The 11,871-nt window shown below is 35.4% G+C and carries 11 protein-coding genes; 8 read left to right on the top strand and 3 right to left on the bottom strand.

Annotated elements, in window-relative coordinates:
* Positions 1-5 precede the first annotated feature (5 nt).
* Genes FZC37_RS02875 through FZC37_RS02860 form a run of 4 tightly spaced genes read left to right on the top strand, consistent with a single transcriptional unit; the run spans position 6 to position 3,058 of the window.
* Positions 6-1,022 carry an NAD(P)/FAD-dependent oxidoreductase gene (locus tag FZC37_RS02875; RefSeq protein ID WP_148952211.1) on the top strand — a complete coding sequence of 339 codons (1,017 nt, stop codon included), beginning with the start codon at positions 6-8 and terminating at the stop codon, positions 1,020-1,022.
* Positions 1,023-1,898, top strand: coding sequence for a bifunctional 5,10-methylenetetrahydrofolate dehydrogenase/5,10-methenyltetrahydrofolate cyclohydrolase (locus tag FZC37_RS02870; protein WP_148952210.1), 876 nt, complete (start codon positions 1,023-1,025; stop codon positions 1,896-1,898).
* An 8-nt stretch (positions 1,899-1,906) separates the two neighbouring features.
* Positions 1,907-2,575: a glutathione S-transferase family protein gene (locus tag FZC37_RS02865; protein WP_148952209.1), complete on the top strand. Its 669-nt coding sequence runs from the start codon at positions 1,907-1,909 to the stop codon at positions 2,573-2,575.
* Between the two features lie 6 nt (positions 2,576-2,581).
* Positions 2,582-3,058 (top strand): crossover junction endodeoxyribonuclease RuvC, encoded by a 477-nt coding sequence (locus tag FZC37_RS02860; RefSeq protein WP_148952208.1) that lies wholly within the window; start codon positions 2,582-2,584, stop codon positions 3,056-3,058.
* On the opposite strand, the gene FZC37_RS02855 is transcribed toward FZC37_RS02860, so the two are convergent.
* From FZC37_RS02855 to FZC37_RS02845, 3 genes are all read right to left on the bottom strand, one after another.
* Complete coding sequence (locus FZC37_RS02855) at positions 3,055-3,441, bottom strand: helix-turn-helix domain-containing protein (RefSeq protein WP_148952207.1); 387 nt, start codon at positions 3,439-3,441, stop codon at positions 3,055-3,057. The two genes, FZC37_RS02860 and FZC37_RS02855, sit on opposite strands and share 4 nt — an antisense overlap.
* Before the next feature lie 8 nt (positions 3,442-3,449).
* Positions 3,450-4,931: a DNA polymerase III subunit gamma/tau gene (gene dnaX, locus FZC37_RS02850; protein WP_148952206.1), complete on the bottom strand. Its 1,482-nt coding sequence runs from the start codon at positions 4,929-4,931 to the stop codon at positions 3,450-3,452.
* Positions 4,932-5,124: 193 nt separating this feature from the next.
* A complete protein-coding gene (locus FZC37_RS02845) occupies positions 5,125-6,645 on the bottom strand; it encodes an Npt1/Npt2 family nucleotide transporter (RefSeq protein WP_148952205.1) in 1,521 nt (506 codons plus the stop codon).
* Between the two features lie 60 nt (positions 6,646-6,705).
* Between FZC37_RS02845 and murD the strand changes: the two genes are divergently transcribed.
* From murD to FZC37_RS02825, 4 genes are read left to right on the top strand one after another with little or no spacing between them, the layout of a single operon-like run.
* A complete protein-coding gene (gene murD, locus FZC37_RS02840) occupies positions 6,706-8,073 on the top strand; it encodes a UDP-N-acetylmuramoyl-L-alanine--D-glutamate ligase (protein ID WP_148952204.1) in 1,368 nt (455 codons plus the stop codon).
* Entirely contained in the window at positions 8,074-9,792 is a 1,719-nt protein-coding gene (recJ, locus tag FZC37_RS02835) for a single-stranded-DNA-specific exonuclease RecJ (protein WP_148952203.1), read from the top strand.
* Between the two features lie 50 nt (positions 9,793-9,842).
* Positions 9,843-11,234: an exodeoxyribonuclease VII large subunit gene (gene xseA / locus FZC37_RS02830; RefSeq protein ID WP_148952202.1), complete on the top strand. Its 1,392-nt coding sequence runs from the start codon at positions 9,843-9,845 to the stop codon at positions 11,232-11,234.
* Positions 11,224-11,871: an RlmE family RNA methyltransferase gene (locus FZC37_RS02825; protein ID WP_148952201.1), complete on the top strand. Its 648-nt coding sequence runs from the start codon at positions 11,224-11,226 to the stop codon at positions 11,869-11,871. The genes xseA and FZC37_RS02825 overlap by 11 nt, the downstream gene beginning before the upstream one ends.

Below are 11,871 nucleotides of genomic sequence, written 5' to 3'. Positions count from 1 at the left end.
AAATTATGGATAGTCGTATTAAAACGGATGTTGTGGTTATAGGCGGTGGGCCCGTTGGTTTGTTTTCTATTTTTCAGGCTGGAATGCTAGGAATGAAAGTAAATCTTTTTGATGCGTTGGAAACGCTAGGTGGACAGTGTACAGCTTTGTATCCTAAAAAGCCAATTTACGATATTCCGGGGCACCCATGTATAGCTGCTGAGGCACTCGTTAAATCTTTAATAGACCAGGCGGCACCATTTCGTCCTGTTTATCATTTGGGAGATATGGTTTCCGAACTTACTCAAGAGAGAGATAAGTGGTTGATAAAAACACAAAGTGGGATAGAGTGCGAATCTTCTGTTGTACTCATTGCTGCTGGTAATGGTTCTTTTGTTCCAAATAAGCCTGACATAAAAGGCATTGATAGCTTTGAGTTATCTGGGAGTGTGGCGTATTGCGTTAAAGATTATTCACACTTTGATGGACAAGTAGTTTTAATAGCGGGAGGAGGAGATTCAGCTGTAGATTGGGTGAACATCTTATCAGGTGTTGCGAAGAAGATATTTTTGGTGCATAGACGTGAAAAATTTCGTTGTGCAGAAGAAAGTTTGCAGAAAATGTTGAAATTTGTTGATGCCGGTATTGTTGAGATTTGCGCTCCGTATCAAGTGTATGATATCATGGGTAAAGGAGGTGTTGTGGAGGCTGTTGATATAGCATCCATCAAGGAAGGAGAGGTTAGGCGTTTAGCAGTTGATAAGGTGTTGTGTTGTTTTGGTCTTAAGAGTCGTCTAGGCCCAATAGAAAATTGGGGGCTGAGCGTGGACAAAGGTAAAGTTATGGTGAGTTATCCCACTTGTATGACCAATTTACCTGGTGTATATGCGGTGGGGGATATTGCACTTTATGAACATAAATTAAAGCTAATTTTAACTGGCTTTGCTGAGGTGTCATTTGCTTTACATGATGCTTATGCAAAAGTATTTCCTGAAAAAACTCTCAGATTTCAGTATTCTACTACTCAAGGTGTGCCAAATTAGATGCTATCAAAGCTAATAGATGGAAAAAAACTTGCTAAAAATTTATTGCAAGAAGTTAGTCGGGTGACTCTTTTTTTAAAGAGCACATATGATATCGTTCCCCATTTGGCTATCGTGATAGTTGGTAATGACCCTGCTAGTGCTTTGTATGTGCGTAATAAAATTAATAAAGCCAGAGAGGTAGGTATACAAACTACTCTCTGTCAGAAAGATATGGATTGTTCGTATGATGATTTGATGAGTCTTCTAAAAAAACTGAATGATGATCGAAAGATACATGGTGTTATAGTACAATTACCATTACCTTCTTCATTATGTGCACATAGTATCTCTAAGGCGATTGCACCTTGCAAAGATGTAGATGGACTGAACCCTGTAAATGTAGGATTGTTGACCAAGAATAATGAGGATGCTTTTATACCTTGTACACCTCTTGGATGTTTACGCTTAATTACATCAGTCTCATCTGTAAAAGGTAAACATGTTGTTGTAGTTGGAAGGTCAAATATTGTTGGTAGGCCACTTGCTTCGTTGTTGCTTAATTATGATGCTACTGTGACTATATGTCATAGTAAAACTGCTAATCTTGCAAATGTAACTAAATCAGGTGACATTGTTATTGTTGCTACAGGTATACCTAATAGGTTTGGTAAAGAATATTTTTCTAGAGGTAGTACAGTTATAGATGTTGGTATTTCTCGTGTAGGAGATGTATTTGTAGGTGATGTTGATTTTCAGGATGTAAACGGATATATATCGACTATTACTCCGGTACCAGGTGGTGTTGGGCCAATGACAGTGGCATTTCTTTTGGCAAATACTGTCAAAAGTGCATGTTTGCATGTAAAAGACAACTCTTATAAAGTGTTTTACTAAAAATAACAATGTACGTTTTATATCATCATCCATCATGCCCTTTATCACGTCAGATAATGGTAACTATGGAATACATGTCTCTTGATTGTGAATACTTGCAAGAAGAATACTGGTATCGTAACGCTAAATTAGCTGATATTAGTTCTTTTGCTACTGTACCTTTGCTGAAATGCAGAAAATTTGGCGTTATAGATGGTGCATACCCTATATTAGAATTTCTATTGTCCTTGTATCCAAATTCACATATATTTCCCGGTAGTTTACGTGCCATTTCGGAGATGAGAAGGTTGTTATCAGTTATTAATTCAGAATTTTATTATCACGTATCTCAGAGAATAATAGAGGAAAAATTGTTACGTCTTTTAGCCAATAGAGGTAGTCCTAGAGGTGATGTGTTGAGGAGCGCTACGTCTCGACAGGTCTACTATTTAAACTATTTTTCTTGTGTTATAAGGGATAGAAATTTTCTGTTGTACGATAAAGTGAGCGTAGTTGATATTGCTTTAGCGTCTCATGTTGCAATGTTAGACTATTTTAACTATGTTGAATGGTATAGGTACCCTACATTGCGTGGTTGGTATCAGGTTTTGAAGTCCGTTCCATGTTTTAGGGCGTTGCTCAAGTCTAGGTTTAGTAGTATCAGGCCCCCAGAGCATTATATGGAATTAGATTTTTAGAAAGTTATGAGAATTTTTGGTATTGACCCAAGTGTTTTAGTATGTGGTTGGAGTTTAATAGAGTATTCTGATGGTGCTGCTTCTTATATAGACAGTGACACGATTTTTACCAACCCTGCTGAAAATATCTCTATAAGGCTGTATAAGCTTATGAAAAAGTTTCACGAATTGTTAGATGAGCATAGGCCAGATGCTATATCTATAGAGGAAGTGTTTCTTAGAAAAGATATAGGAGTTGTCTTTAAGTTGAGTTATGTACGAGGCATTATACTTGCACTTGCAGGGGATAGAAAAATTCCTGTAATAGAAGTAGCCCCTGTAACTGTGAAGAAAGTTGTTACTGGTAATGGTAAATCAGGCAAAGCTCAGGTGCGTAATTTTGTTGTAAAGGTTGTGCATAATAATGGAATACGATTTAGTAGTTATGATGAATCAGATGCTTTGGCCATAGCCTATTGTGCTGGGGTAGTAGGCAAGTTTTAACTAGGCTTTGTAAAGAAGAATACTACAAGAAAGATCAAAGTACACATTATCGTGATGCACCACCGATTTAAAAGGATTTTTAAAAAATCATGCCTTTTGTTGTTGATGCTTTGTAGTTGAGGATGGCTGTTCATGTGCGTATGGAACATTTGATTTGCATCTATAGTATCTATTCCTAGATATTGAGCGTATATTCTCTTATATCCTTTTGCATACACTGGTGATACAAGGCTCTCTAACTTTTGCATCCCATCTTCTTCATCTTCTAAAAGTTTAAGATATTTGACACTGATATTTATTGCGTTATGCACTTCTTCTATAGAAAGAGACAGTGCTTCTCTTGCGCGTTTGAGGTCATGTGCTGTTATAGATTCTTGATGCATTTTTTAAGTTATTGTGTGTTGAGTAGTATATCTTGTACTTCTTTTACATTGTAATGTTCATGCAAAATCTTCCATTGAGAAGAGGTTTTTACCAATTCCACAAGTTTATTCTTCAAGCTTCTTATGGTGGCATGTTTTTGTAAAGGTGTTACTACTAAATCTGTGTCATTTTCTTTTAAGATAGCTCTTAATTTGTCGTTAAGAGGATCGTTTTGGTCTGCCATAATCTCTAAGATTGTGGATGTACATGATTTTATTTCTACGTTATTCATTAGGTAATAGCATAAATTTAACAGATTTTTTTCTTTTAAGGTGTCTAAAATTTTTAGTATGTTCTTATAAGAGTCATCATCTTGTTGATTTCCTTCTTCTTTCACCTCTGACATCTCTGATATATACACAATTTTGCATAATAGTATTTCTATCACCGGAAGATGATTAGGTGCTTCTTTTAAGTCTTTTATTGTATTTAAAATTAACTGCCATGTTATAGTTAACTTTTCCAATGAGGAGCATTTTGCTAAAGCGTGTATATTTTCTTTAAGATCTATGTCTTCTACAGCACTTTCTGGGCAGAGTTTTACTTTTGAACACACTCCAACTAGTTCTAATAACTCTTCTAATATATGAGAAAAATTTATTCTATTTTTTGAGATTTGATCCAGTATTGCAAATGCTTCTTTGCCTTTACCTTGTAGTGCAAGTGACAGCATAGAGAGCAAGGTTTGGTGTTCTTCTAGATTTAGTATTGAATTTACTATGTCGACTTCAATTATATTGCCTTGTGTATTTGCGATATTACTTATTTGTTCCAGTAAAGATATTGCATCTCTTGCAGAGCCTTGACTTTTTTTTGCAATAATGGCAAGAGCATTGTCTGTAATATTTACTTTTTCTTTTGTGCATATGTCTTTTAATAATTGCACAATTTCATTGTTAGAAAATCTGTTTAAGTTAAACCTTTGACATCTTGATATAACAGTTGGCGGCAGTTTATTACTTTCTGTTGTGGCAAAAATAAAAATTAAATGTTCTGGTGGTTCTTCAATTGTTTTTAGCATTGCATTAAACGCACTCTTGGACATCATATGTACCTCGTCTATTATGTAGACCTTAAACTTACCTAACAGGGGTTTGTATGCTGCATTCTCTGTTATTGTTCTTACATCATCTACACTGGTATGGCTTGCAGCGTCGATCTCTATTATGTCAGGATGATTTCCTTTGTTAAACGATGCACAATTTTCACAATTTTCACACGGTGTTACTTGAGCCCCTTTATCTATCTTTTGATTGCTGCAATTTACCGTTTTCCCTATTATTCGCGCGATAGAGGTTTTACCTATACCTCTTATTCCGGTCAATAGGTATGAGTGTGATACTCTTTTTTGTATTATAGCGTTAGACAGTATCGTTACAAAGGTACTTTGCGCCTGTACCATTCCAAGATTTTTAGGCCTATATTTTAGCATCCACGCATTAGCTGACATCCTCTTGGTCTAACTTAAATGACATAAAACAACATACTGCACGAGAGAGATTAATGCGGTGACCTGTTGGCTACATGTAGGCTGCTTCTTCCGACCTGACCTTTTACATCTAAAACGACATCCACCGCACGAACGACATTTTAACATTTGTATATTTTGTTATCAACGAACTGAAAACATTTCTTACTATTTTCTAGTCGTGGTGTAATACAGCTTTATTATACTCGTTACCTAATTGATTTGCCGCATAGCACCACAGCACGCATGTCATTGAGAATAAAATCATGAGAAAGACTGATATGGAAGAAAATGTCGCATTTGGCATCAACGAAAATATACTTGCTTGTATAAGAGCTCCTAACGACTTACCAAATTTAACTCCGACAGTATCTGCACATGCTTTACCTTGAGTCTTTAGTTCAGGATCCAATGGCACATATGACATTTCTTTAGTTGCATCGAAAAGAGTGTATTTTGTCGCTTTGGTAAAAATATTTTGCAGTGCACCTGCAATAAGTGTGACATATAAGGTATTTGTAGCCCATATCGAAGCAAGTACTGTAGCGGCTGTTTCACAATTTGCTGTAATAAAAAATATGGTACCAAAAAACCAAGTGCATATGGGTGTAATTAAAGCTCCAGCTTTCCAACCAAATTTTCTTATTACTCCTGATCCGACAATCACTGCAACTATTGTTACTATACCGCTATATTTTAGTGTCATACCAGTAAACGCAAGGTTAAATTCTGGAATTTGATACATCATTCTTACTTTGTCTTTCCACATAGATTCTACAGTGGTTATGGAGATACCGTATGACATTAGCAACAATCCTATTAGTCTTATGTATTTAGACTGTGTTATTAATTTTATACTTTCAAGAGTTGATTGCTGTGATTTTTTTGGTTTGAAATTAAAGTTTATTAGGTCTTCTTTGTCGATTACGAATTTGTTTAGTAAGAAGAATATCACTATGCTGGCTATACCGAACAGCGCCATTATACTTAGTACTACCTGTATACATAAAACGGTTTGAGAGATTTTAAGAGAAAATTTGTGGATAAGCCAAGATGTTAAGTTAGGTATATTTTGTAAAAATGATCCTGACAGATACAGGCCAGTTTGTCCTAATACTCCAAACATCACATAAAGTCGTTTTGAAGTTGCAACTGGAGTAATAGCATTTACAAACTGCCAAAACAGCAATGATAACACTATGTTGGACCATAATTCGGATACAACATATAACAAAGAGCAACTCCAATTAGATATTACTAAAGCGAATAGTTTTAGACTTTTCCATTTGACTGCCGCTGTGTTAAGATCAAGAAGATGTGAGGAGTATATATGTTTCGGTAGAATGACGAACGCGAATAACAGAAAAAATGCCACAAAGGCTGTAATTATCGTGTAGAATATATTTTCTGCTTTTATTGTTTTTGTCAGTTTTACGTATATTATTCCGGCTAATATGGATGATGGTAAAACTCCCCATATTTTTAGTACTGAAATGACTTCTGTTGCAACTAATGTGGTGATTAGGGAATCTTTTAAGGCTTTGGAAATATTTTGAACAAATAGTATGCAGAATAACAAGGCTGCTATTGCACAAAACTTCTTTAATTCGCTTCTTTTTATTGGAAATATGTGGCTAAACGCTGCAGCTGTTAATTTTGTAGCTTGAGAAAGTAATTTAGCCAATGTTTTGTTCATTAGAAGAAATATACAACGGCCAGATTGTATTGTATGACATAAATGTAGTCAACAGAGATTATGAAAACTAGTTTTATTGATGATTTCAACACTAAAGCAATAGGAATCTTAGGCCTTGGTGTAACTGGGTTAAGTGTTTTGGAATTTTTAAAAGGCAAAGCAAAGTTGTTGATTTGTTATGATGACAATGCATCAGCTATACATAGTGCGCAAAGCCGTGTTGGAGATATTCTTGTAAAAAGTATTGATGATGACGCTTGGGAAAATTTAGATTACCTCGTTGTAAGTCCTGGTATTAGTATTGCTGGTGAAAAAGCTCACAATATAGTCAAACAAGCTGCTGCTTGTGGTGTAAAAATAATATCTGATATAGATTTGCTCTATAATAGAGATCCTGATGCGACATATGTTGGTATTTCTGGCACCAATGGTAAGAGTACAACAGTATCTTTAATTTCACATATTTTAAATTTTTGTGACTTATCTCATTCTTTAGGGGGCAATATAGGCACTCCGTGTTTATCTTTGCCTAAGTCTGAGATATATGTACTGGAATTATCCTCTTTTCAGATAGATTTGTTAAAGTATCCTAAGTTCAGTATTGCTGGTATTACAAATATTACCCCCGATCATGAAGATAGGTATCTTTCATTCGATGAATATTTGCAATCTAAGTTACACCTTGCTGACTTTTTATATCAAGATGGATATTTCGTTGTAAGAGATGTAAAAAGTAGTTACGAATATAAAGCGTTGCAACAAAGATACAAAAGCAGTGCTTTTTCTTCTATTTCTTCGTTACCTGATTGTGCTGTATTTCATAATTTGCATGGCAGGGATTTACCTTCTCTTGAATGTAATTTTTTGAAGAATTTTTGCTTATTAGGCAAACATAATGAAGAGAATTTTAGTTTTGCAATTACTGTGTGTTTATTGCTTGGATGTGATCCGAACAAGGTATCCTCTGCTGTAAGATCCTTTAAGGGATTAGAACATAGGCTTGAATTGGTTCTTAAAGATGGAAATGTTACTTACTATAATGACAGTAAAGCTACTAATATGCTCTCAACTGTATGTGCTATACGTTCAATGCGTAACATTTACTGGATTGCAGGTGGTAGGCAACATAACATAGAAGAAGATATGTTGATACCAGAGTTGGGTCATGTTCGAAAAGGATATTTTTTTGGCGAGAATCGTGAGCTACTTTATGCCAAACTTAATAAGTTTATGGAATGTTATACATTTAATACACTTAGAGAATGCTTAATGAAGGTGATATTAGATGCGCGAAAATCAGACTCTGAGGTTGTTGTACTTTTTTCTCCTGCGAGTAAATCTTTTGATCAATTTGATAACTTTATGCATAGAGGTCGTGAGTTTAAAAGACTTTGTTTAGAGTTAACATCTTGTAAATTTATGATTTAAATGTTTTCTATACTGAAAAAGCGTTGGCTTTTAAAGCAACATAAGAAAGAAATAGTTGAGGATATAAAATTACGCTACAAGCTAAATGATATAGTAGCGCAAGTTATTAGTTCTAGGATAGAAATATCAGATGTGAACTTTTTCTTATTTCCGACTTTACGCCATCAAATGCCAAATCCTTTTGTCTTAAAGGATATGGATTGTGCTGTTGAATGTGTTAAGAAGACTTTGCTTGCGAAAGAACGTATATGTATATTTGCTGATTATGATGTAGACGGAGCTACGTCTTGTGCTGTATTAAAAAAATTTTTTAAGGCACTTGGTGTAGAATGTAATGTATATATACCAGATCGTATTACGGAAGGATACGGTCTATCTGAAAGCGCTATTAAGCGTATTTCTCAGCATTCTACTTGTATTATTTCTGTTGATTGTGGATCTGTGTCTTTTGAAGAAATTATGTTGGCTAAGAGTCTTGGTATGTCTATGGTAGTATTGGACCATCATATCTGTACATCGCGTGTTGCAGATGCAGATGCTGTCGTTAACCCTAATAGATTGGATGATACGTCTGGTTTACATTATATGGCAGCTGTAGGTGTAACATACATGTTTATTGTTGCTCTTAGCAGTTGCTTGAAGGATACATACTTAAAAAGGTTGATTGAAACGTTTGACTTATTGTCATTATTAGATTTAGTTGCTCTTGGCACTGTATGCGATGTCATGCCTTTGATAAAGTTAAATAGAGTTTTTGTGACTCAAGGACTGAAGATATTGAAAAAAAGGCAAAATGTAGGGCTTCGTAATCTCAGTGATACCGCAGCTTTAGCGGAAGAACCAACGGTGAGACATTTGGGGTTTGTATTTGGCCCTATGATTAATGCCGGTGGTAGGGTAGGTGACTCTATGCTGGGTGCCAAATTGTTATCTACTGACAGTGAAGCTGAGGCTGTCAAGATTTCTACATATCTGCACGAATGTAATGTAAAGCGTAGAAAAATACAAGATGATGTTATGGAGGAAGCATGTCAGCTTATTGTAGAGCATGGGCTAGATAATGTTATAGTTGTATGTGGTGATTTATGGCATGTAGGAGTAATAGGAATAGTGGCAAGTAGGTTAAAAGAAATATATGATAGGCCTGTTGCTGTTATATCTTTGGATGAAAATGGCATAGGAAGAGCGTCGTGGAGATCGATAAAGGGATTTAATTTTGGGGCAGCAATTTTACTAGCAAAAGAAAAAAATTTAATTACGGAAGGTGGTGGGCATGATATGGCAGCCGGTTTTTCTGTAACAAAAGATAAAGTGGAAGATTTGCGATTGTTTTTATCTAATGAGTTTAATAAGTCTAGCATACAACATCACTGCTTCTTTGATTTTGAATTACCTATCAGTGCTTTTACTTCAGAGTTGTTTGAGCAATTATCTTTTCTTGAGCCTTTTGGTGTTGGAAATGCTACACCTGTTTTTAAAATGACTCAGATATCGGTAATAAATGCTAAAGTTGTTAACAATAAGCATGTAAGTTGCATTCTGGTGGATATTTTTTCTAAAAAATCAATACCTGCGATTGCATTCGAAGCGATAAGTAATGGAATAGGAAAGGTATTATTGACTAAAAATGTTGTCTTATCTGTTATAGTAACTTTACGTAGAAGTTATTGGAAGCATAAGGAAACAATAACATGTGAGATAAAAGATATTATCTATTAGTTCTTTATTAACTCTGGCTGCCTTTGTGTGGTCTTTTTAAGACTTACTTTATGTCTCTTGAACAAAATTTTACAGATAATGTTTCAGATACAGTAGGGGAATATACTGTGACGCAGTTTACACGTCATATGAAGTCTGTAGTGGAAAGTCAATTTTCGTGGGTCAAAGTATCAGGAGAGATTTCAGGGTTCAAAGTATCACATTCCGGACATGCCTATTTTAACCTGAAAGATGATAAAAGTATTGTTGCTTGTACATGTTGGAGTTTTGCCATCAAATCTTTGAACGTCTCTTTGGAAGATGGGATGCAGGTACTTATTTATGGAAAGGTCAGCATTTATGGTGGACAATCTAAATATCAGATCAACGTTGCATCTGTTAGTCATATAGGAAAAGGGGATTTGATGCAGCAATTTCAGCTTTTGAAGCAAAGATTGCAGCAAGAAGGCTTGTTTCTTTCAGAACATAAGAAGAAACTTCCAGCTTATCCTCAAACTTTGGGTATAGTGACTTCTATGCAGGGTGCAGTATTACAAGATATGCTGCATCGTGTGCAAAATCGATATCCTGTCAGCATTTTGTTGTATCCGGTTGCTGTACAAGGAGTAGGTAGTGCAGGAGAAGTAGAAAAGGCAATTAATGTATTAGGATCTGGAAAGTATGTGCGTGATGCAGGGCCTGCTAATGAGATATCAGTACAACCGGATTTAATAATCGTTGCAAGAGGTGGTGGTTCTATAGAAGATTTGTGGAGTTTTAACGATGAAAAAGTAGTAAGAGCTATTTTTGCCTCTGAAGTGCCTGTTGTATCTGCAATAGGGCATGAAACAGATTTTGTATTGTCAGATTTTGTCGCAGATGTTAGAGCTCCTACACCGACTGCTGCTATAGAGATGGTGTTACCGGTATTACCTGATTTGCAGCAAAGATTGACACGTATTATTGATTTTTTACGTGCTTTTTCTTCCCAATATCTTCTTAGTAAAAAAGAGTTGCTTTGCGCTCATGTTCCTAGCTCAGGTTGGATGATAGCATCATTACTATATAAAGAGCAGAGATTGGACGAGTTATATGACAGAATTATAGTACGTTCTTTACGTAATTATGAGGAAAGGTTATCTCGTAGCAAAATTAGCACAGCTCTTATTTTCAATTTTATTAAAAAAGAAAAGGTGAAATTACAGATGTTGTACAATTCTCTATGTGCTACTATGGGTGCCTTTGTCTTTAATTTGCAACGCAAGATGGAAGTATACGAGGCAAAAATACACGGACTTGATGTGAACAGCATTCTTAAAAAAGGTTTCATTTTAGTAAAAGATCAAAATGGCAATATAATCAGTTCTGCAGCTCGTATTAAGAATAAAGATTATGTGAATTTGGTTTTTGCTGACGGTGTTGTTTTAGCTTTATGTATTGAAGGTAAGAAAGATGAAAAATAAAAAACGAGGTATTACAGCTTCTTCTCGTAGGTGGGTTGAGCGTCATGATTCTGATTTATATGTGCGCTTAGCTAAGCAAGATGGTTACCGTAGTAGAGCAGCTTATAAATTGCTGGATATACAAAAATCTTTTTCTGTGATCAATGTAGATAATGTAGTATTGGATTTAGGATCGTCTCCTGGTAGTTGGAGTCAGGTCGCTATTAATATCGCAAAACGCGGCGTTGTAGTGGCAGTAGACATTTTGCCGATGAAGAAATTATCTGGAGTATATTTTTATCAAAATGACTGTCTTTCCAAGGCATTTGGTATAAAAGTGCAAGAGTTACTTTTTGATGTAACTGGTCAAAAGAATGGTTGCGTAGATGTGATTTTAAGCGATATGTCTCCTAATTCGAGCGGATTTGGTGATATAGATCACGTTCGATCATTGCTTTTATGTGAAGCTTGTATGAAAGTCGCACATGATAGACTACGTAAAAATGGTAATTTAGTGATGAAATGTTTACAAGGAGCAGAACAGGATAATTTCATCTCTCATATTCGTACATTTTTTTCAAAGGTAACTCTATTTAAACCAAAAGCTAGCAGGAAAGAATCTCGAGAGATTTATATAGTAGCTCAAGGTAAGCTTTGA

Source organism: Candidatus Sneabacter namystus (assembly GCF_008189685.1).
In the GTDB taxonomy this organism is placed as follows: Bacteria; Pseudomonadota; Alphaproteobacteria; order Rickettsiales; family Rickettsiaceae; genus Sneabacter; species Sneabacter namystus.
The sequence above is the reverse complement of the archived record's forward strand: the minus strand, read 5'-3'. Positions and strand labels throughout refer to the sequence as shown.

Coding starts and splice junctions, on each gene's coding strand:
- FZC37_RS02875 (WP_148952211.1), top strand. CDS start 6: ATGGATAGTCGTATTAAAACGGATGTTGTGGTTATAGGCGGTGGGCCC.
- FZC37_RS02870 (WP_148952210.1), top strand. CDS start 1,023: ATGCTATCAAAGCTAATAGATGGAAAAAAACTTGCTAAAAATTTATTG.
- FZC37_RS02865 (WP_148952209.1), top strand. CDS start 1,907: ATGTACGTTTTATATCATCATCCATCATGCCCTTTATCACGTCAGATA.
- FZC37_RS02860 (WP_148952208.1), top strand. CDS start 2,582: ATGAGAATTTTTGGTATTGACCCAAGTGTTTTAGTATGTGGTTGGAGT.
- FZC37_RS02855 (WP_148952207.1), bottom strand. CDS start 3,441: ATGCATCAAGAATCTATAACAGCACATGACCTCAAACGCGCAAGAGAA.
- dnaX (WP_148952206.1), bottom strand. CDS start 4,931: ATGTCAGCTAATGCGTGGATGCTAAAATATAGGCCTAAAAATCTTGGA.
- FZC37_RS02845 (WP_148952205.1), bottom strand. CDS start 6,645: ATGAACAAAACATTGGCTAAATTACTTTCTCAAGCTACAAAATTAACA.
- murD (WP_148952204.1), top strand. CDS start 6,706: ATGAAAACTAGTTTTATTGATGATTTCAACACTAAAGCAATAGGAATC.
- recJ (WP_148952203.1), top strand. CDS start 8,074: ATGTTTTCTATACTGAAAAAGCGTTGGCTTTTAAAGCAACATAAGAAA.
- xseA (WP_148952202.1), top strand. CDS start 9,843: ATGTCTCTTGAACAAAATTTTACAGATAATGTTTCAGATACAGTAGGG.
- FZC37_RS02825 (WP_148952201.1), top strand. CDS start 11,224: ATGAAAAATAAAAAACGAGGTATTACAGCTTCTTCTCGTAGGTGGGTT.